18 protein-coding genes are annotated in these 19,411 nt (G+C 66.4%); 14 read left to right on the top strand and 4 right to left on the bottom strand.

The features are described from left to right. The first annotated feature begins 4 nt into the window (after positions 1-4). The 8 genes from dxr (at position 5) to lpxB (ending at position 9,048) form a co-directional block, all read left to right on the top strand. Complete coding sequence (dxr, locus tag C5F44_RS12460; RefSeq protein ID WP_107673862.1) at positions 5-1,192, top strand: 1-deoxy-D-xylulose-5-phosphate reductoisomerase; 1,188 nt, start codon at positions 5-7, stop codon at positions 1,190-1,192. Continuing rightward, complete coding sequence (gene rseP / locus C5F44_RS12455) at positions 1,192-2,517, top strand: RIP metalloprotease RseP (RefSeq protein ID WP_107673861.1); 1,326 nt, start codon at positions 1,192-1,194, stop codon at positions 2,515-2,517. Before dxr ends, rseP begins: the two co-directional genes overlap by 1 nt. A 126-nt stretch (positions 2,518-2,643) precedes the next feature. Further along, positions 2,644-4,998, top strand: coding sequence for an outer membrane protein assembly factor BamA (gene bamA, locus C5F44_RS12450; RefSeq protein WP_235822625.1), 2,355 nt, complete (start codon positions 2,644-2,646; stop codon positions 4,996-4,998). Between the two features lies 1 nt (position 4,999). Beyond that, entirely contained in the window at positions 5,000-5,647 is a 648-nt protein-coding gene (locus C5F44_RS12445) for an OmpH/Skp family outer membrane protein (protein ID WP_107673859.1), read from the top strand. 79 nt (positions 5,648-5,726) lie between these two features. Beyond that, positions 5,727-6,188, top strand: coding sequence for a 3-hydroxyacyl-ACP dehydratase FabZ (gene fabZ, locus C5F44_RS12440; protein WP_107673858.1), 462 nt, complete (start codon positions 5,727-5,729; stop codon positions 6,186-6,188). Positions 6,189-6,192: 4 nt separating this feature from the next. Continuing rightward, positions 6,193-6,999, top strand: coding sequence for an acyl-ACP--UDP-N-acetylglucosamine O-acyltransferase (lpxA, locus tag C5F44_RS12435; protein WP_107673857.1), 807 nt, complete (start codon positions 6,193-6,195; stop codon positions 6,997-6,999). Next, positions 6,996-7,823, top strand: coding sequence for a UDP-2,3-diacylglucosamine diphosphatase LpxI domain-containing protein (gene lpxI, locus C5F44_RS12430; protein WP_107673856.1), 828 nt, complete (start codon positions 6,996-6,998; stop codon positions 7,821-7,823). The genes lpxA and lpxI overlap by 4 nt, the downstream gene beginning before the upstream one ends. Positions 7,824-7,902: 79 nt before the next feature. Further along, complete coding sequence (lpxB, locus tag C5F44_RS12425) at positions 7,903-9,048, top strand: lipid-A-disaccharide synthase (RefSeq protein ID WP_107673855.1); 1,146 nt, start codon at positions 7,903-7,905, stop codon at positions 9,046-9,048. A 98-nt stretch (positions 9,049-9,146) separates the two neighbouring features. On the opposite strand, the gene mnmA is transcribed toward lpxB, so the two are convergent. Next, positions 9,147-10,286, bottom strand: a complete 1,140-nt coding sequence (gene mnmA / locus C5F44_RS12420) for a tRNA 2-thiouridine(34) synthase MnmA (protein WP_107673854.1) — start codon at positions 10,284-10,286, stop codon at positions 9,147-9,149. Positions 10,287-10,433: 147 nt separating this feature from the next. Here mnmA and sciP point away from each other — a divergent pair, with 147 nt between their 5' ends. The 5 genes from sciP (at position 10,434) to C5F44_RS18270 (ending at position 16,213) form a co-directional block, all read left to right on the top strand. Next, positions 10,434-10,712, top strand: coding sequence for a CtrA inhibitor SciP (gene sciP, locus C5F44_RS12415; protein WP_107673879.1), 279 nt, complete (start codon positions 10,434-10,436; stop codon positions 10,710-10,712). A gap of 111 nt (positions 10,713-10,823) precedes the next feature. Continuing rightward, a complete protein-coding gene (ctrA, locus tag C5F44_RS12410; protein ID WP_107673853.1) occupies positions 10,824-11,543 on the top strand; it encodes a response regulator transcription factor CtrA in 720 nt (239 codons plus the stop codon). Between the two features lie 91 nt (positions 11,544-11,634). Continuing rightward, positions 11,635-13,884 carry an NAD-dependent DNA ligase LigA gene (gene ligA / locus C5F44_RS12405; protein WP_107673852.1) on the top strand — a complete coding sequence of 750 codons (2,250 nt, stop codon included), beginning with the start codon at positions 11,635-11,637 and terminating at the stop codon, positions 13,882-13,884. Then, entirely contained in the window at positions 13,881-15,968 is a 2,088-nt protein-coding gene (recG, locus tag C5F44_RS12400; protein WP_107673851.1) for an ATP-dependent DNA helicase RecG, read from the top strand. The genes ligA and recG overlap by 4 nt, the downstream gene beginning before the upstream one ends. 122 nt (positions 15,969-16,090) lie before the next feature. After that, the gene (locus tag C5F44_RS18270; RefSeq protein WP_257791674.1) at positions 16,091-16,213 is read left to right on the top strand and encodes a hypothetical protein; all 123 of its coding nucleotides are present in this window, start codon (positions 16,091-16,093) and stop codon (positions 16,211-16,213) included. A 130-nt stretch (positions 16,214-16,343) separates the two neighbouring features. Here C5F44_RS18270 and C5F44_RS12395 read toward each other — a convergent pair whose 3' ends face one another. Next, entirely contained in the window at positions 16,344-16,787 is a 444-nt protein-coding gene (locus C5F44_RS12395) for an iron-sulfur cluster assembly scaffold protein (protein WP_107673850.1), read from the bottom strand. Positions 16,788-16,849: 62 nt separating this feature from the next. Between C5F44_RS12395 and hisI the strand changes: the two genes are divergently transcribed. Beyond that, positions 16,850-17,209: a phosphoribosyl-AMP cyclohydrolase gene (gene hisI / locus C5F44_RS12390; protein WP_107673849.1), complete on the top strand. Its 360-nt coding sequence runs from the start codon at positions 16,850-16,852 to the stop codon at positions 17,207-17,209. A gap of 48 nt (positions 17,210-17,257) precedes the next feature. Here the strand turns inward: hisI and gluQRS are convergent, their stop codons facing one another. Then, entirely contained in the window at positions 17,258-18,076 is an 819-nt protein-coding gene (gluQRS, locus tag C5F44_RS12385; RefSeq protein ID WP_107673848.1) for a tRNA glutamyl-Q(34) synthetase GluQRS, read from the bottom strand. Continuing rightward, a complete protein-coding gene (trmFO, locus tag C5F44_RS12380; RefSeq protein WP_107673847.1) occupies positions 18,064-19,395 on the bottom strand; it encodes a methylenetetrahydrofolate--tRNA-(uracil(54)-C(5))-methyltransferase (FADH(2)-oxidizing) TrmFO in 1,332 nt (443 codons plus the stop codon). The genes gluQRS and trmFO overlap by 13 nt, the downstream gene beginning before the upstream one ends. Positions 19,396-19,411 lie beyond the last annotated feature (16 nt).

The following is a 19,411-nucleotide window of genomic DNA, read 5'->3' as shown; positions in this document are numbered from 1 at the left end:
CGTCATGCGCCGCATCTCGATCTTCGGCGTCACCGGGTCCATCGGGGAACAGACCGTCGATCTTGTCACCCGTGCCGGCGGCCCTGCCGCCTTTGACACGGTTGCCGTGACCGGCGGCCGCAATGTTGCGCGTCTGGCGGCCATTGCCCGCGCGCTTCAGGCCGAAATCGCCGTCTGTGCCGACGAAGCCCTGCTGCCCGACCTGCGCGCCGCCCTGGACGGCAGTGGAATCGAGGCCGCTGCCGGCAGCGCTGCCATTGCCGAGGCGGCGGATCGGCCCGCCGACTGGATCATGTCTGCCATCGTCGGTGCCGCGGGCCTTGTGCCCGGCCTGCGGGCGCTGCAACACGGCACTACGCTGGCGCTGGCCAACAAGGAAAGCCTTGTCACCGCCGGGCAGTTGCTGCTGTCAACCGCCGCTGAACAGGGCGCGCGCATCCTGCCGGTGGACAGCGAACATTCCGCCATCTTCCAGGCCCTTGCCGCCGAGCCGATGGCGGCGGTCGAACGTATCATCCTGACCGCAAGCGGCGGTGCCTTGCGCGACTGGCCGATTGAGCGGCTGGCCCAGGCCACCGTGGCCGAGGCGCTGGCGCATCCGAACTGGGCCATGGGCCAGCGCATCACCATCGACTCGGCGTCGATGTTCAACAAGGCGCTTGAGGTGATCGAAACCCGTGAATACTTCGGCGTCGATCCCGACCGGATCGAGGTGATCATCCACCCCGAATCGATCATCCATTCCATGGTCGGCTTTCGGGACGGGGCGCTGATGGCGCATATGGGTGCCCCCGACATGCGCCATTCCATCGGCTATGCGCTGAACTGGCCTGACCGTCTGGATCTGCCGGTGCGCAGGCTTGATCTGGCCCAACTGGCGCAACTGACCTTCCGCGCCCCCGAACCCGGCCGCTACCCCGCCCTGACGCTGTGCCGCGAAGTGATGCGCCTGCGCGGGCTTGCCGGCGCCGCGTTCAACGCCGCCAAGGAAATCGCGCTGGACCATTTCCTGGCCGGCTCCATCGGCTTCATGGACATGTCCGGCGTGGTGGAAGACACCCTTGATGCACTTTCTTCCTGTCCCGGGCTGGAAAAACCCGTGATCACCCTTGAGGACGTCCTCGCGATGGACCATCTCGCACGGGTAAGGGCGGCAGAGGCCGCCGGACGACGGGCAAAGGGCAGGGGCTGATGGATATTCTCGGGGCGCTCGGGGGCACGGCCTGGGCCGCGGCCTTTTTCATCATCGCGCTGTCGATCATCGTCGCGATCCATGAATACGGTCATTACATCGTCGGGCGCTGGTCTGGCATCCATGCCGAGGTGTTCTCGCTGGGATTTGGCCCGGTGCTGTTTTCCCGCACCGACCGCCGCGGCACCAAATGGCAGGTCGCCGCCATTCCCTTCGGCGGCTATGTCAAGTTTCTGGGCGATGCCGATGCGTCCTCGGTGCGCCGTGCTGCCAATTCCGGCCTGTCGCCCGAAGAGCGCCGCCACACCATGGCGGGCGCGCCGCTGTGGGCGCGTGCCGCCACGGTTGCCGCCGGCCCGATTGCCAATTTCCTGCTGACCTTTGTTGTGCTGGGCGGGCTGCTGCTGGTCACGGGCGTGGCGCGCGATGCGCCGACCATCGGCAGCCTCAAGCCGATTCCGGCCGAACAGACGCTGCGCGAGGGTGACCTGATCCTTGCCGTTGAAGGCCGTCCGACGCCCGACACCAAGGCCTTCGGGCAGGTTCTGGGCGACCTACCGCGCACGCCGACCGTTGCCGTCACCCTGCAGCGCGACGGGCAGGAGATGACGGTGCAGGCGCCGAACCCGATGCTGCCGCTGATCGCCTCGGTCGCGGTGAAATCCGCCGCCATCGACGCCGGTCTCAAGGCCGGTGACGTGATCCTGCGCGCCGGCGGGCGGGACATGGTGACCTTCACCGATATTCAGGACGTGGTCTTCAACTCGGACGGCAAGCCGGTTCCGCTGACGGTCTGGCGCGCGGGCGAAACCTTCGACCTGACCCTGACCCCCCGCCGCCGTGACATTCCGCTGGCCGATGGTACCGGGTTCGAGACGAAATGGATGATGGGCCTTGCCTCTGGTCTGCCGTTCGAGATGGACACCCGCCCCCCCGGTGCGGTGGAATGGGTCAGCCTGACCGCCCGGCAGATGTGGGACATGACCGCCACCACATTCCAGGGCCTTGGGCACATGATCGCGGGCAAGATTTCCACCTGCAACATGTCGGGCGTGATCGGCATGGCCGAGACGATGGGCGATGCCGCCAAGGCCGGCTGGCAGAGCTTCGTTTCGATGCTGGCGGTGCTGTCGCTGGGGGTGGGCATCCTGAACCTGCTGCCGATTCCGGTGCTGGATGGCGGGCATCTGGTGTTTTACGCCTATGAGGCGGTTACCCGCCGCCCGCCATCAGACCGGGCGCTGCGCTGGCTGATGGCGGTCGGGCTGACGCTTCTGATCTCGCTCATGGTGTTCGCGCTGTGGAACGACGTGACCTGCGTCTGATCCCCGCCTGTTGCGGGTCTGAAATACCATATGTGGCAAAGTTATCCACAATTACCGCAGCCTTTTGACAAGGCTGGGCTTTCGGGCTAACCAGACGGACAGTCAGAAGAACCGCGGGGCGAGGGTATGGTCAGGTACAACATGGGTCAGATGCGCCGCACGGGACGCAGCCGTACCTCGGCCCGGCTGCTGGCGACGGCGGTTTTCCTCGGCGCTGCGGGGCTTTCCGTGCCGTCCTTCACGCCGGCACAGGCGCAGACCTTTGCCTTTTCAACGGTAAAGGTTGAAGGCAACCAGCGCGTCGATGCGTCCACGGTTATGGCCTATGCGGGAATCAAGCGCGGTCAGGAAGTGTCGGCCGGGGGGCTGAACGACGCCTACCAGCGGCTTGTCGCCTCGGGCCTGTTCGAAACGGTCGAGATTTCGCCGCAGGGATCGACGCTGGTGATCAAGGTCACCGAATATCCCTTCGTCAGCGTGATCAACTTCGAGGGCAACAAGCGGATCAAGGACGAAGAGCTGGCCAAGCTGATCAAGTCGCAGTCCAGCCGTGCCTATTCCCCGGCGACCGCCGAAGCGGACGCCGCCACCATTGCCGAAAACTATCGCGCCCGTGGCCGCATGGCGGCGACGGTTGAGCCCAAGATCATCCGCCGCGCGGGCAACCGGGTCGACCTGGTGTTCGAGATCACCGAAGGCAAGGTGGTCGAGATCGAGCGGCTGTCCTTCGTGGGCAACAAGGATTTCTCGGATCGCCGTCTGCGGCAGGTTCTTGAAACCAAGCAGGCCGGGATTCTGCGCACGTTCATCCAGCGGGATACCTACATTCCCGAACGGCTGGAGATGGACAAGCAACTGCTGACCGACTTCTACCGTTCGCGCGGCTATATCGACTTTCAGGTCATGGATGCCACGGCCGAAGTCAGCCGCGAGCGCGACGCGACCTTCGTGACCTTCACGATCAGCGAAGGCCTGCCCTACACGATCGGCAACATCACCACCGTCTCGGAAGTCGAGGGGCTGGATGCGGCCGAATTTGCCGCCGTGCAGCGTATCCGCAGCGGCCAGACCTACAACCCCGCCGTGATCGACAACAACATCGCGCGGATGGAAAACCTGGCCCTGAAGAAGGGCCTGAACTTCATCCGGGTCGAGCCGCGGATCACGCGCGACAACCGCAATCAGGCGGTGAACATCGAATTCGCCATCGTGCGGGGCCAGCGCATCTTTGTCGAACGGATCGACATCGAGGGCAATGCCACCACGCTGGACCAGGTGGTTCGTCGGCAGTTCCGCAGCGTGGAAGGGGACCCCTTCAATCCGCGCGAAATCCGCCAGTCGGCTGAACGCATCCGCGCTCTTGGCTACTTCAAGGACGCGCAGGTCAATGCCGAGCAGGGATCGTCACCCGATCAGGTGGTGGTCAATGTCGATGTGGAAGAACAGCCGACCGGGTCGCTGAACTTCGGCCTCAGCTACAGCGTGGCCAGCGGTGTCGGGTTCAACGCAGCCTTCTCGGAATCCAACTTCCTTGGCCGGGGCCAGACGCTGGCGCTCAGCCTTTCGTCGGGCACCGATACCAAGAATTCGTCCTTCACCTTCATCGAGCCGGCCCTGCTGGGCCGTGACCTGAAGTTCAGCGTGAACGCTTACTACCGCACCTCGGACAACGAGTATTCGGTGTACAACACCCGCAACATCGGGCTGGGCTTCGGGCTTGGCTTCCCGGTGGGCGACCAGTCACGTCTGAACGTGACCTACCGCCTGGCCGAGGACAAGCTCTACGACTACACCGGAAACTCGCCGATCATCACGCGGGAAGCGGCGGTGAATGGTGATGGTGCCCTGATCACCAGCGCCCTTGGCTATACTTACGAATACGACAACCGGATCACCGGCCTCAGCCCCGATTCCAGCTTCCTGTTCCGCTTTGGGCAGGAAATCTCGGGTCTGGGGGGCGATACCGAATTCCTGTCCACCACCGTTCTGGCCGTGGCCGAACGCAAGGCCTTTGCCGAGGAAGTGACCTTCCGCGCCATCTTTGAAGGTGGCTACATCCATTCCTTCAGCGATACCGGCACGCGGGTGACGGATCGGTTCTTTGCCGGCGGCGGCAAGATTCGTGGCTTCGAACCCAAGGGCCTTGGCCCGCGCGATCTGGGCGCGACCGAAAAAGACGCGCTTGGCGGCAACGCCTTTGCCGTTGCCCGCTTTGAAGCCGACTTCCCGCTGGGTCTGCCGGAAGAATATGGCCTGACTGGCGGCGCCTTCCTGGATGTCGGCTCGGTCTGGAGCCTGGACGACACCGCCGGATTCTCTGGTGAGGTCGATGACAGCTTCAACCCGCGTGTCGTGGTTGGCCTGTCCTTCCTGTGGTCCACGCCGCTTGGCCCGCTGCGCTTCAACTTCAGCAAGGCGATCAAGAAGGAAGACTACGACAAGGAACAGACCTTCGACCTCACGGTCTCGACCAAGTTCTGACATGGGCCTGCTTTCCGGCCGGTTTTGCAACCTGTTGACCCTGCCGCAGGGCAGGGTCTTGGCCGGGATGGTGGCGTTGGCAGCGGTGTTGCCGGGCCTTTCGGCCGCACAACAGGCCACACCGGCCGAGGCGCCCCCCCCGGCAACGGTGGTGGCGCCCGTGCTGACGCTGGATCAGGATCGCATGTTCCGCGAGTCTGCCTATGGCAAATCCGTTCTGGACCGCGCCGAAAAGGACTCGGCCGCGCTGGCAGCCGAAAACCGCCGCATCGAGGCCGGCCTTGAAACCGAAGAGCGGGCGCTGACCGCCCGCCGTGCCACCATGACCCCCGCCGAATTTGCGCCGATTGCCGATGAGTTCGACACCCGTGTCGAAGCCATCCGGTCAGCCCAGGCCGCCAAATCGCATGAGATCACCGACAGGCTTGAGCAGGAGCGGAAAACCTTTCTTGCCGCAACCGGGCCGATTCTTGGCGAATTGATGCAGGAATCCGGTGCTGCGCTGATCCTGAACAAGGAAGCCTACATCATCTCGCTCAGTTCGATCGACATCACCGACCGGGTCATCGAACGCCTTGACCAACGCCTGCCGCCACCTGACGTTTCCCCCGCCCAGGATACACCCGAGGCAGCGCCCGCCACGCCCTGACCGGCGCCGGGAACTTGCCCCTGCCGGCCGGACTTGCTAGCAGGAAAGGGAACGCACGGCCGCAAAGAAGGACCAGACCGTGGACGCCCAAGCTGTCACCTCTGCCGATCTTGACCTTATCCAGCGGATCATTCCGCATCGTTACCCGTTCCTGCTGATCGACAAGGTCCGCGACATCGTGCTGCACGAAAGCTGTGTCGGCATCAAATGCGTGACGCTGAACGAACCGCAGTTCCAGGGCCATTTCCCCGGGATGCCCATCTTTCCAGGCGTCATGATCATCGAGGCCATGGCGCAGACCAGCGGCGTGCTGGTCGGTCTGTCGATGGATCTGGTGGACAAGAATGCCAAGGTCTTTTTCATGGGTGTCGATGGCGTGAAGTTCCGCCGCAAGGTGGTGCCGGGCGACGTGCTGGAACTGCATGTCAAGGCGGTGCGCGGCGGTGGCCGGGTGTGGAAGTTCGAGGGCCGCGCCATGGTCGAGGGCGAACTTGCCTGCGAGGCCAGCTTCATGGCCATGTTCGACGTGCCGAAGGCCTGAGCCGATGAAAATCCATGGCACCGCCGTCATCCACCCCTCGGCCTTTGTCGAGGAAGGCGCGACGATCGGGCCTGACTGCCATATCGGCCCCTTCGCCGTGATCGGCCCCGAGGTTACCCTTGGCGCCCGCGTGATGGTGAAATCTCACGCCGTGATCACCGGCTGGACCGAGATCGGCGATGACAGCACGATCTGGCCCTTTGCATGCGTGGGCGAGGTGCCGCAGGATCTGAAGTTCAAGGGCGAACGCACCCGCCTGATCATCGGCGCCCGCACCCGCATTCGCGAAGGCGCGACGCTGAACACCGGCACCGAGGGTGGCGGCGGCATCACCCGCGTCGGCGACGATTGCCTGATCATGACCGGCGCCCATGTCGGCCATGATGCCCAGATCGGCAACCGCGTGATCCTGGTGAACAACGTCGCCATTGCGGGCCATGTCCACCTTGGCGACGATGTGATCGTCGGCGGCCTGTCGGGCATTCATCAATGGGTGCGGGTGGGGCAGGGTGCCATCATCGGGGCCGTCACCATGGTGACCAACGATGTCATTCCCTACGGCCTTGTGCAGGCACCGCGCGGCGAACTGGACGGGCTGAACCTTGTCGGTCTGAAACGCCGCGGTGTTGAGCGGGCCGGCATCACCCAGTTGCGTGCCGCCTATCAGATGCTGGCGCAGGGCGAAGGCACCTTCCACGAACGCGCCGCCCGCCTGAGCGACGATTTCGACAGCCCCTATGTGCGCGAGATTGCCGATTTCATCCTGGCCGCCAGTGACCGCAGCTTCCTGACGCCGAAGGGCCCGAAATGACGCTGGCGCTGATTGCCGGCGCGGGGGCCTTGCCTGCGGCGCTGGTTGCGGCGCTGCCCGAACGGCCCTTCATCGCCGCGCTTGACGGGTTTCCACCCGAAGGGCTGGCCCCCGACCTGACCTTCCGTATCGAGCGGCTTTATCCCTTCTTTGCGGCCCTGCATGACGCGGGCGTGACGCAGGTGACCTTTGCCGGGGCTGTCCGCCGTCCCCGGTTGGACCCGGCGCTGTTCGATGCGGCCACCGCGCAGATTGTGCCGCGGCTGATGCAGGCCATGGCACAGGGCGACGATGCCACGCTGCGCGAGGTGATCGCGCTGTTCGAGGAGGACGGGCTGGCCATTGCCGGGGCGGCCGAGATCGCCCCCGCACTGGTTCCGGGTGAAGGGCTTCTGGCCGGCCAGATCACCGCGCGCGACCAGCAGGATGCCGCCCGCGCCGCCGCCATTGCCGAGGCGCTTGGCCGTGTCGATGTGGGGCAGGGCTGCGTGGTGCAGCAGGGTCTTTGCCTTGCCGCAGAAACGCTGTCGGGAACCGATGCGATGCTGGCCACCGTGGCGGGCCTGCCGGCCGCGTTGCGCCCGCCCGCGCAGGCGGGGCGGGGTCTGCTTTACAAGGCACCGAAGCCCTTGCAGGACCGTCGCATCGACCTGCCGGCGCTTGGCCCCGCCAGCGTTGCCGCCGCCGCCGCCGCCGGACTTGGCGGCATCGCCTGGGAGGCAGGGGGTGTGATCTGTCTCGATCTGCCCCAGATGCAGGCGCTGGCCGCCGAACAGGGCCTGTTCCTCTGGGCCCGCGCGGCGTCGTCAGGGGGGCGGGCGTGACAGCGGCCCTTGTGGTGCCGGCCGTCACTTCGGGCCGCCGGGCTGCAATGGGCGCAACGGCCCGCACCGGGGGCGCGACATGAAGCTGTTTCTCATCGCCGGCGAACCCTCGGGTGACCGGCTGGGCGCGGCGCTGATGGCCGGGCTGAAGCAGCTTCATCCGGCGGTGCAGTTCGAAGGCATCGGTGGCCCTGCCATGCAGGCCGAGGGTCTGTCCAGCCAGTTCCCGATGGAAGACCTGTCGGTCATGGGCATTGCCGAGGTGCTGCCGAAGTATCTTGCGCTGCGGCGTCGGCTGCACGAAGCGGCCAGGGGTGTTCTGGCCGTGCGACCGGCCGCCCTGATTACGATCGACAGCCCGGATTTCTGCCTGCGCGTGGCCCGGTTGGTAAAGGATGTCGAGCCGGAGCTGCTGACCATCCATTATGTCGCCCCCTCGGTCTGGGCCTGGCGGCCCGGTCGGGCGGCAAAGATGGCGCGGGTGATCGACCATGTGTTGGCGCTGCTGCCGTTCGAGCCGCCCTATATGACCGCCGCCGGAATGACCTGCGATTTCGTCGGCCATCCCGTGGTGGCCGAGCCGGCTGCGACCCCGGCACAGGCGCAGGCGTTCCGCGCGGCGCACGGAATTGCGCCCCGGGCGCCGCTGATCGTGGCGCTGCCGGGCAGCCGCCGGTCAGAGGTGACGCGCCTGATTGCCCCCTTTGGCGCGGCCTTGCGCGAGGTGGCCGCCCGCCACCCCGAATTGCGCGTGGTCCTGCCGACGCCGCGGCACCTTGCCGACCATGTGACACAGGCCACCGAAGGCTGGCCCGGCCAGCCGGTGATCCTGACCGCGCCGGATGTTGCCACCCGCACGGCCGCCTTTGCCGCCGCCGATGCGGCGCTGGCCGCCTCGGGCACCGTGTCGCTGGAACTGGCGGCGCAGAACTGCCCGATGGTGATCGCCTATGATATGGCGCCCGTTTCGCTGTGGCTGATGCGGCGGATGGCGCGTATCGACACGGTGACGCTGGTCAATCTGGTGTCGGAAACCCGCTGCGTGCCGGAGTTCATTGGCAACGACTGCCGCCCCGACCGCATTGCCCCGGCGCTTCTGTCGCTGCTGGAGACCGGCCCCGGCCCGCAGGCCGCAGCGATGCGCCTGACGATGGACCGGTTGGGACGAGGGGGCGAGCCGCCGGGGCTTCGCGCCGCGGCCTCGGTCCTGGCCCATCTGGCGTGACAGCCTCCGGCGGGGATATTTTCATTCTGAAAGAAGCCGCGCCGCAACGCGAGGCGGGCTGACCCGCCCTGCTTGCCCTGCTCAGGCGGCACGCCTGCTCAGCGACCGCGCCAGATCCAGCCGCCGCCGAACACCCGGCTGCCCTCGGGGTCGTGGAACACGCAGGCCTGACCGGCGCTGACGCCGTCTTCCGGTTCGATCAGTTCGACCTCGGCCTCGGTGGCCGACAGCGGCCGGATCACCGCCGGCCGCGGTGGCCGGGTTGACCGGACCCGCACGTCCAGATGCCATTCCGCCCGGCTGTCAAAGGGGGCATCGCCCAGCCAGTTGATTTCCCGCACCGGGATCACCCGCGTGGACAGGGCCGATTTCGGCCCCACCACCACGCGGCGGGCATCGGCATCCAGCTTGACCACATACAGCGGGTCGCCCAGGCCCCCGATGCCCAGCCCCTTGCGCTGGCCGATCGTGTAATGGATCACCCCCCGGTGCGAGCCCAGAACCCGGCCTTCAAGATCGACTATCTCGCCCGGTTCGGCGGCACCCGGCCGCAGCTTCTCGATCACGGCGGCATAGTTGCCCTGCGGGACGAAGCAGATGTCCTGGCTGTCCGGCTTGTCTGCCACCGGCAGCCCGTATTTCGCCGCCAGCGCCCGCGTTTCTGCCTTGCTGGCCAGATGGCCCAGCGGGAAGCGCAGGAAATCCAGTTGGGCGGGCGTGGTCGAGAACAGGAAATACGACTGGTCCCGCGCCGGATCGGCGGCGCGGTGCAGCTCGGCCCCCGCAGCGCCCATCTTGCGCTGGATGTAATGGCCGGTTGCCATGCAGTCGGCCTCCAGATCGCGGGCGGTGGCCATCAGATCCTTGAACTTCACCCGTTCATTGCAGCGGATGCAGGGCACCGGCGTTGCGCCTGCCAGATAGGCATCGGCGAATTCCTCGATCACCGCCTCGCGGAAGGTGTCTTCGTAATCCAGCACATAATGCGGAAATCCCATCGCCTCGGCCACGCGGCGGGCGTCATGAATGTCACGGCCCGCGCAGCAGGCGCCCTTTTTTGCCAGTGCCGCGCCGTGGTCGTAAAGCTGCAGGGTGACGCCGACCACGTCATAGCCCTGGTCCTTGAGAACCGCCGCCACAACCGAGGAATCGACACCGCCCGACATGGCCACCACCACGCGGGTTTCCGAAACGGGCTTGGGCAGCCCCAGCGAGTTCAGGGTCAGGTCGCGCGGCATGGGGCAGGGTCCGGGGATCAGGGCGCCAGAGGCAATCGCAGAAATATAGGAAAATCCGCAGCACTCTCAACCCCGGCTTTCAGCATTGATTAAGCGTGATGGGCCAGTCTGTCCGCCAGACCTGCTGCCGCAAGAGGTATGGTGCCGATGTATCTGAAAAAAGTTGACGGCCCGCGACAGGTGACACTGCCGGATGGTTCGATCCTCAGCCGGGCCGATCTGCCCCCGCCCGATACCCGCCGCTGGGTTGCCAGCCGCAAGGCGGTGGTGGTCAAGGCCGTTCTGCACGGGCTGATTCCCCAGTCCGAAGCCCTGGAACGCTATGCCCTGTCGGAGGAGGAGTTCACGCTTTGGCGCCAGGCGGTGGAAACGCATGGGGAGAAGGCGCTGAAAGTCACCTCGATTCAGAAATACAGACAACTTTAGGTTGTGTGTTGATCCTGTAATGCGTTAGTAACGTTGCATTAACCATTGATCGCCAATGTCGTTAACGAAGATCCCCCGGCCCCTGACGACATCTGAGCGGAGCGAACCCCGATGCGCATTCTCCTCGTCGAAGACGATCCCACGACATCGCGCAGCATCGAACTGATGCTGACCCATGCCAATCTCAACGTCTATTGCACGGACATGGGCGAAGACGGCATCGACCTGGCCAAGCTCTATGACTACGACCTGATCCTGCTGGACCTGAATCTGCCTGACATGTCGGGGCATGAAGTGCTGCGTCAGTTGCGCATGGCCAAGGTGGAAACCCCGATCCTGATCCTGTCGGGGGCCGATGATACCGAAAGCAAGCTGCGCGGCTTCGGGTTCGGCGCCGATGATTACATGACCAAGCCCTTCCATCGCGAAGAACTGGTCGCGCGCATCCATGCCATCATCCGCCGGTCCAAGGGGCACAGCCAGTCGGTCATTCGCACCGGGCGGATCACGGTGAATCTGGACGCCAAGACCGTTGATGTGGAAGGCACGCCGGTGCATCTGACCGGCAAGGAATACCAGATGCTGGAGCTGCTTTCGCTGCGCAAGGGCACCACGCTGACCAAGGAAATGTTCCTCAATCACCTTTACGGCGGCATGGATGAGCCGGAACTGAAGATCATCGACGTTTTCATCTGCAAGCTGCGCAAGAAACTGGCCGAGGCGACGGCGGGCGACAGCTACATCGAAACGGTCTGGGGGCGTGGCTATGTGTTGCGCGACCCGGCCGCGTCGGAAAAAGCCGGCGCTCCGCGTCTGGCCGCAACCGCCTGACACCTGTCGGTCCGCCCGGACCTGAACCGGGCGGCCACCCTTTACCTGCCCCGAACCTCCGCCTAGGTTCGGCGGAAGTGTGGAGGGGGTAATGGCGCCGAAACCTGTGGACCAGTTGACCGAGACCGAGGCGCGGGCAGAGCTTGCCGACCTTGCCGCCCGCCTTGTGGCGGCGAATGAGGCCTATCACACCCTTGATGCCCCCGAGATCAGCGATGCCGACTATGACGCGCTGAAACGGCGCAACGCCGAAATCGAGGCCCGGTTTCCCAGCCTGAAGCGCGCCGACAGCCCGTCAGATCAGGTGGGCGCGGGGGTGGCTGACGGCTTTGGCAAGATCACCCATGCCGTGCGGATGCTGAGCCTGGAAAATGCCTTTGAAGAGGGCGATGTGGCCGATTTCGAAGACCGGGTGCGCAAGTATCTTGGACTTGAGGGACCGCTGCTGTTCACCGCAGAACCCAAGATCGACGGGTTGTCATTGTCGCTGCGCTATGAAGGCGGCGTTCTGGTGCAGGCCGCCACCCGTGGCGATGGTGAGGTGGGCGAGAACGTCACCGAAAACGCCCTGACCATTGCCGACATTCCGGCGCGCGTGACAGGCGCCCCTGCGGTGATGGAGGTGCGGGGCGAAGTCTACATGTCCCATGCCGATTTCGCTGCGCTGAATGACAGGCAGGCGGCGGCGGGCGACAAGACCTTTGCCAACCCGCGCAATGCCGCCGCCGGCAGCCTGCGCCAGCTTGATTCCCGGATCACAGCCGCCCGGCCGCTGCGGTTCTTTGCCTATGCCTGGGGAGAGCTGTCCGAACCGCTGGCCGCCACCCAGTTCGACGCCATCGCCCGGCTGCGCGCGATGGGGTTCCAGACCAACCCGCTGACGGCGCTGTGCGATGGTCCCGCGGCCCTGCTGGCGCAGTATCGCGCCATCGAGGCGCAGCGTGCGACGCTGGGCTATGACATCGACGGCGTGGTCTACAAGGTGAACGATCTTGCGCTGCAACAGCGGCTTGGCTTTCGCGCCACCACGCCCCGCTGGGCAATTGCGCACAAGTTTCCCGCGCAACTGGCCTGGACGCGGCTTGAGGCGATCGACATCCAGGTTGGCCGCACCGGCGCGCTGTCGCCGGTCGCGCGGCTGACGCCGGTCACGGTGGGCGGTGTGGTGGTCAGCAACGCCACGCTGCACAATGAAGATTACATCGCCGGGCGCGACAATGCCGGCCAGCCCATCCGTGACGGCAAGGACATTCGCGTCGGCGACTGGGTGCAGGTTTACCGCGCGGGGGACGTGATCCCGAAGGTGGCGGATGTCGACCTGACGAAACGTCCCGAGGGGGCGGTGCCCTATGTCCTGCCCGACACCTGCCCCGATTGCGGCAGCCCGGCGATCCGCGAGCCGGGCGATTCCATCCGCCGCTGCACGGGCGGGCTGATCTGCCCGGCCCAGGCGGTGGAAAAGCTGAAGCATTTCGTCAGCCGCGCCGCCTTTGACATTGAAGGTCTGGGGGCGAAGCAGATCGAGCTGTTCTTTGCCGACCCGGACCTGCCGGTGAAGACGCCCGCCGACATCTTCACCCTGGCCGAACGCAACGCCCGCAACCTGATGCGGCTGGAAAACCGCGACGGATTCGGCAAGCGCAGCGTTGAAAAGCTGTTCGCCGCCATCGAGGACCGGCGCAGGATCGCCTTTGAACGCTTCCTGTTCGCGCTTGGCATCCGTCATCTGGGCGAGGTGGCGGCCAAGGATCTGGCGCGGCATTACCTGAACTGGGCCGCACTTTCCGCCGCCATTGATGCGGCGCACCCCGCCGCGCTGCGCCATCTGGCCGCCGATGAGGCAGAGGCAGCCGAACGGGCCGCCGCCGCCGAAGAGGGGCGTCGTGCGCGGGTGAAAGAGGCGCGCGACAGGGTGTGGGAGACCGATCCCGTGGCGCCGGAAGCGCGCGCCGCCTGGGAGGAGATGCTGTCGATCGAGGGGCTGGGGGCGGTTCTGGCGGCCTCGCTTGTCAGCACGCTGGCGCAGGGCAGCCATGAGCGCGATGCGGTCGAGGCACTGGTAGCGCAGTTGCGCGAGATCGTGCCCCCGGTGGCCCGCGCCGCCGCCAGCCCGGTGGCCGGGCTGACCGTGGTTTTCACCGGCACGCTGGAAAAGATGACCCGCGCCGAGGCCAAGGCCCGGGCCGAGGCTTTGGGCGCCAAGGTTGCCGGCAGCGTCAGCGCCAAGACCGACCTTCTGGTCGCCGGGCCGGGGGCGGGGTCCAAGGCGAAGGATGCCGAACGCCTTGGCATCCGCATGATCGACGAGGACGGCTGGCTCGCCCTCATCGGCGCCGCATGAGCCGCCCCGAGATCCTGTTTCCGCTGTTCGCGGATCTGGAAACGCTGGATGGCGTGGGCGAAAAATCCGCCCGCGCCTTCGAGGCGCTTGAGGTGCGGCGGCCGAAGGATCTGCTGTTCCTGCTGCCCCATTCCGGGGTGGACCGCAGCCGCCGCGACAGCGTGCGCGACGTGGTGCCGCCCACCACGGTAACGGTCGAGGTCGAGGTCGGCCCGCATGTCCCGTCGCGGCGCAAGGGCGGGCCGTATCGGGTGAACGTGCGCGATGCGAAGCTTGACTGGGCGCTGGTCTTCTTTCACGCCCGGGCCGACTATCTGCAAAAGCTGCTGCCGACCGGCCAGCGCCGGGTGGTTTCGGGCAAGGTCGAGCTGTTCGACGGGCTGGCGCAGATGGTTCACCCCGACCATGTGCTGCGGCCCGAGGAGGCGGGCGATCTGCCGGCTTATGAGCCGGTCTATCCGCTGACGGCGGGCATCACGCAGAAGCTGGTGCAGAAGGCCGTGACCTCAACCCTGGCGCGGACACCGCCATTGCCGGAATGGATCGACCCCGGCCTGAAGGCGCGCGAGGGGTGGCCTGACTGGCGTGATGCGGTCGAGGCGGTTCATGCGCCGAAGGATGCCGCCGCGGTGGCGCCCGACCATCCGGCCCGGCAGCGGCTGGCCTATGATGAGCTGTTTGCCCATCAACTGACGCTGTCTCTGGCGCGCCAGACCCTGCGGCGCGGCAAGGGCATTGCCAGCATCGGCACCGGCGCCTTGCAGCGCAAGGTGCTGGACAGCCTGCCTTATGCCCCCACCGCCGCGCAGACCCGCGCGGTGGCCGAGATTGCCGAGGACATGGCATCCGGCCTGCGGATGAACCGGCTGTTGCAGGGTGATGTGGGGGCGGGCAAGACGCTGGTCGCCTTCCTTGCCCTGCTGATCGCGGTCGAGGCGGGCGGGCAGGGCGCGCTGATGGCGCCGACCGAAATCCTGGCCCGTCAGCATATGGAGGGGCTGCAGCCGCTGGCCGCCGCAGCGGGGGTGCGGGTGGACATCCTGACCGGGCGCGACAAGGGGGCGGACCGTGCGGCCAAGCTGGCCGATCTGGCGGCGGGGCGGATCGACATCCTGCTGGGCACCCATGCGATCTTTCAGAAAGACGTGGCGTTCCATGACCTGCGGCTGGCGGTGGTGGACGAACAGCACCGCTTCGGCGTGGCGCAGCGGATGGAACTGGGCGCCAAGGGGCAGGCGGTCGATGTGCTGGTGATGACGGCAACGCCGATCCCGCGCAGCCTGGCGCTGGCCAGTTACGGCGACATGGATGTTTCGGTGCTGGACGAGAAACCGGCGGGGCGGAAGCCGATCCGCACCGCGCTGGTGTCGGATGCGCGGATGGATGAGGTGGTGGGGCATCTGAACCGCGCCATTGTCGAAGGGCGGCAGGCCTATTGGGTGTGTCCGCTGGTCGAGGAAAGCGAGGTGGTCGATCTTGCCTCGGCGGTCGAGCGGTTCCAGCACCTGCGCGCCGCCTTGGGAGAGGGCCGCGTCGGGCTGGTGCATGGCCAGATGCCGCCGGCCGAGAAGGACGCCGCGATGGCGCGTTTCGTCTCCGGCGAAACCGCCGTGCTGGTGGCGACCACGGTGATCGAGGTGGGCGTGAACGTGCCCAATGCCAGCATCATGGTCATCGAGCGGGCCGAGACCTTTGGTCTGGCGCAACTGCACCAGATGCGTGGCCGGGTCGGGCGGGGCACGCAGGAGTCGACCTGCCTGCTGCTTTATCAGCCGCCGCTGAGCGAGGGGGGCGAGCGCCGCTTGAAGACGATCCGCGACACCGAGGACGGTTTCCGCATTGCCGAGGAAGATCTGGCGATGCGGGGCGCGGGTGATCTGATCGGCACCGCGCAATCCGGCCTGCCCCGGTTCCGGGTGGCCGATCTGGAACGGCAGTCGGGCCTGATGGCGGTGGCGCAGATGGATGCGCGTGCCTTGCTGACCACCGATCCGGGCTTGCAGGGCGCGCGGGGCAAGGCCGCCCGCACGCTGCTGTGGCTACTGGATCAGGACCGGGCGATCCGGCTGATCACGGTCGGATAGGCCCGCCCGCGGGCCTTCTGCGGGGATGTTCCCCCTTCGATCTCATATGTTCCTAAAAAGTTCTTTACAGGTGTTCCGTAATATGAGAACAATCAGGCAACAAAGGTTAATGGAGCACCGCCATGATCGCCCGCCTGAAAGCTGCCGTCACCCGGTCCGAGGTTTCGCTGGTAGAGGACATCCTTGGTGTGACCGTCCTTTTTGCCGTGCTGTTTGCCGCGCTGGCGCTGCCCGGCACCGTCTGATCCGTTTCTGCCTGCGGTCTGTCCCCAAGGCGCCTGCGTAACCCGTCTGTCCCGATTGCGGTTTCTGCCTCTCGCGCGCCTCAGACACGCTCCTGCCGCCGCCACCGCAACCCGGTGCGCGGCGGTTTTTTTAGGCGGTGGCGGCCTCTGCCGCGGCGCAGGCCGCGCAGGCCGCCTCCAGCGCCAGCAGGATCGAGGCGTGGCGATTCTTGTAGTCGCGCGCGGGGGTCAGCACTTCGTAGCCGTCAAACGGCGCATCAGGGACGGGGCCGCCCTGCAACATGGCGCGCAACGCTTCGCGGGCGGCCTCCAGTTCGGCCCGGCTGCGGCCGATCACCACCCGGCCCAGAATCGCCGCCGAGGCCTGGCCAAGCGCGCAGGCCTTCACATCCTGCGCAAATTCGGCCACCCGGCCGTCCCGCAGAACCACATCGGCGGTCACGGTCGATCCACAGAGCGGCGAGCGTTTGCGTGCGCTGCCCTGCGGGGCGGGCAGGCGGCCCAGATGCGGAATGTCGGTCGTCAGCGCCAGGATGCGCCCCGAATACAGCTTCACAAGATCGGCGTCGCTCATCCCTTGCCCTCCGCAAGGCCCCTATGTAATGCCAGCCGCACCCCCCGCCAAGGAGAACCGCCATGGCTTTCGATCCGTCCAGCCTGAAATACGATGCCGCCGGGCTGATCCCCTGCATCGCGCAGGATCATGCGACGGGCGAGGTGCTGATGCTGGCCTGGATGAACGCCGATGCCGTGGCACGCACGCTGGAAACGGGCCGGGTCACCTATTGGAGCCGGTCGCGCGCCGCGTTCTGGGTCAAGGGCGAAACCTCGGGCCATGTGCAGCGGCTGGTCGAACTGCGGCTGGATTGCGACCGCGATTGCCTGCTGGCGCTGGTCAACCAGACCGGCCCGGCCTGCCACACCAACCGGCGGTCCTGCTTCTACACCGCGGTTCGGGAGGGTGACGAGATGGTGATTTCCCAGCCGATGGGCTGAGGGACAAATTCCTTCGAAGGAATTTGCAAGTTTCTTCGAAGAAACCTGTCAGAGCCCGATCATCTGCCGGATGTCCTGGGGTGACAGGCCTTCGGCCCGGTAATTCGCCAGGGCGCGGGCATCGTCCCGCTTGGCCAGCCGCTTGCCGGCCTCATCCCGGATCAGCCGGTGGTGGTGATAGGCCGGGGTCGGCAGGTCCAGCAGGCGTTGCAGCACGACATGGATCGCGGTCGCCTCGAACAGGTCTTCGCCACGGGTGACTTCGGTAATGCCTTGCGCGGCATCGTCCACCACCACCGCCAGATGGTAGGAGGTGCCGATGTCCTTGCGCGCCAGCACGATGTCGCCCACTTCCCGGCACAGTGTCGGCCCGTCGAAGCTGTGGGGGCCGGGGCTTGTGCCACTGTCGGTGAAGGTGACAGTGCCCAGCCGGCGCATCGCCGCCGCCATGTCCAGCCGCACCGCGCCGCTGGCGTGCCCCTTGCTGCGGCAGGTGCCGGGATAGACCGGCCCGTCCGGCCCCATCACCGTGGCCCCTTCCTGCGGGGCGGACAGGGCGGCGCGGATGTCGCCGCGTGTGCAGGTGCAGGCATAGGTCAGCCCAAGCCCGGTCAGCCGGTCCAGCGCCGCGCGATAGGCGGGCAGGCGGTCCGACTGTCGCATGACCGGGGTTTCCCAGCGCAGCCCCAGCCAGGCCAGATCGTCAAGGATCGCGGCCTCCCATTCCGGTTTGGACCGGGCGGTGTCGATGTCCTCGATCCGCAACAGGAAGCGGTCACCGCGTTCGGCGGCCACCAGCGCGGCATAGGCATGGCCCAGATGCAGCGGGCCGGTGGGCGAGGGCGCGAAGCGCGTTACCCGAGCCATGCGAGGAAGGCTTCCTTCGCCCGGTCGGTATAGGCCTTGTAGCGATCCTTGCGCCCCTTGCGGCCGCCCTTGGCATCAATCGGGGGGAAGAGGCCGAAGTTCACGTTCATCGGCTGGAAGGTCTTGGCCTCGGCCCCGTCGGTGATATGGGTCACCAGCGCGCCCATGGCGGTTTCGGGCGGCGGCGGGGGCAGGGCCTGCCCCAGCAGTTGCATCGCCGCCATCCGCCCGGCCAAGAGGCCCATGGCGGCGCTTTCCACATACCCTTCGACGCCGGTGATCTGGCCGGCAAAGCGGATGTTCGGCCGCGATTTCAACCGCATCTGTTCGTCCAGCAGCGTGGGCGAATTGATGAAGGTGTTGCGGTGGATGCCGCCAAGCCGGGCGAAACTGGCGTTCTCAAGCCCGGGAATCATACGGAAAACATCGGTTTGCGCGCCATACTTCATCTTCGTCTGGAAACCGACGATGTTGTAGAGCGTGCCCAGCTTGTTGTCGCGGCGCAGTTGCACCACGGCATAGGGCTTGACCTCGGGCCGGTGGGCATTGGTCAGGCCGACCGGCTTCATCGGGCCGTGGCGCAGCGTTTCGCGGCCACGTTCGGCCATCACCTCGATGGGCAGGCAGCCGTCGAAATAGCCCGCCGTTTCGCCTTCGTGGAAGGCGGTCTTTTCCGCCGCCAGCAGCGCATGGATGAAGGCCTCATACTGCGGCTTGTCCATCGGGCAGTTCATGTAGGCGGTCTGTTCCTCGACCGTCTCGCCCTTGTCATAGCGCGATTGCATCCACGCGACCGACATGTCCACGCTGTCGGCATAGACGATGGGCGCGATGGCGTCGAAGAAGGCCAGCGCCTCGGCCCCGGTGGCGGCGCGGATCGACTGGGCCAGCGCGCCGCTGGTCAGGGGGCCGGTGGCCACGATCCATTGGCCCGTGGCGGGAAGTTCGGTCACCTCTTCTTCCGCGACGGACACCAGCGGATGCGACCGCAGCCGTTCGGTCACGGCTTCGGCAAAGGGATCGCGGTCCACCGCCAGCGCCCCGCCGGCGGGCAGGCGGTGGCGGCTGGCCATTTCCATCACCAGCCCGCCCGCCGCGCGCATTTCCCAATGCAGCAGGCCCACGGCATTGCGTTCGTCATCGTCCGAGCGGAACGAATTGGAACAGACCATTTCCGCGAAAAGCCCGGTGCGGTGCGCAAAGGTGCCGACCTTGGGGCGCATTTCGTGCAGGACCACGGGAACGCCCAGGCGCACCGCGGCCCAGGCGGCCTCGGACCCGGCCATGCCGCCGCCGATGATGTGAAGAGGCTCTGTCATGGCCGCGTTCTTAGGC

The sequence above is a fragment of the Fuscovulum blasticum DSM 2131 genome (assembly GCF_003034965.1).
Classification (GTDB): domain Bacteria; phylum Pseudomonadota; class Alphaproteobacteria; order Rhodobacterales; family Rhodobacteraceae; genus Pseudogemmobacter; species Pseudogemmobacter blasticus.
This window is presented reverse-complemented; position numbering and strand designations above follow the sequence as displayed.

Excerpts from the sequence above, each read along its gene's own strand:
- dxr (WP_107673862.1), top strand. The coding sequence starts at position 5 with ATGCGCCGCATCTCGATCTTCGGCGTCACCGGGTCCATCGGGGAACAG.
- rseP (WP_107673861.1), top strand. The coding sequence starts at position 1,192 with ATGGATATTCTCGGGGCGCTCGGGGGCACGGCCTGGGCCGCGGCCTTT.
- bamA (WP_235822625.1), top strand. The coding sequence starts at position 2,644 with ATGGTCAGGTACAACATGGGTCAGATGCGCCGCACGGGACGCAGCCGT.
- C5F44_RS12445 (WP_107673859.1), top strand. The coding sequence starts at position 5,000 with ATGGGCCTGCTTTCCGGCCGGTTTTGCAACCTGTTGACCCTGCCGCAG.
- lpxA (WP_107673857.1), top strand. The coding sequence starts at position 6,193 with ATGAAAATCCATGGCACCGCCGTCATCCACCCCTCGGCCTTTGTCGAG.
- lpxI (WP_107673856.1), top strand. The coding sequence starts at position 6,996 with ATGACGCTGGCGCTGATTGCCGGCGCGGGGGCCTTGCCTGCGGCGCTG.
- lpxB (WP_107673855.1), top strand. The coding sequence starts at position 7,903 with ATGAAGCTGTTTCTCATCGCCGGCGAACCCTCGGGTGACCGGCTGGGC.
- mnmA (WP_107673854.1), bottom strand. The coding sequence starts at position 10,286 with ATGCCGCGCGACCTGACCCTGAACTCGCTGGGGCTGCCCAAGCCCGTT.
- sciP (WP_107673879.1), top strand. The coding sequence starts at position 10,434 with ATGTATCTGAAAAAAGTTGACGGCCCGCGACAGGTGACACTGCCGGAT.
- ctrA (WP_107673853.1), top strand. The coding sequence starts at position 10,824 with ATGCGCATTCTCCTCGTCGAAGACGATCCCACGACATCGCGCAGCATC.
- ligA (WP_107673852.1), top strand. The coding sequence starts at position 11,635 with ATGGCGCCGAAACCTGTGGACCAGTTGACCGAGACCGAGGCGCGGGCA.
- recG (WP_107673851.1), top strand. The coding sequence starts at position 13,881 with ATGAGCCGCCCCGAGATCCTGTTTCCGCTGTTCGCGGATCTGGAAACG.
- C5F44_RS18270 (WP_257791674.1), top strand. The coding sequence starts at position 16,091 with ATGATCGCCCGCCTGAAAGCTGCCGTCACCCGGTCCGAGGTTTCGCTG.
- C5F44_RS12395 (WP_107673850.1), bottom strand. The coding sequence starts at position 16,787 with ATGAGCGACGCCGATCTTGTGAAGCTGTATTCGGGGCGCATCCTGGCG.
- hisI (WP_107673849.1), top strand. The coding sequence starts at position 16,850 with ATGGCTTTCGATCCGTCCAGCCTGAAATACGATGCCGCCGGGCTGATC.
- gluQRS (WP_107673848.1), bottom strand. The coding sequence starts at position 18,076 with ATGGCTCGGGTAACGCGCTTCGCGCCCTCGCCCACCGGCCCGCTGCAT.
- trmFO (WP_107673847.1), bottom strand. The coding sequence starts at position 19,395 with ATGACAGAGCCTCTTCACATCATCGGCGGCGGCATGGCCGGGTCCGAG.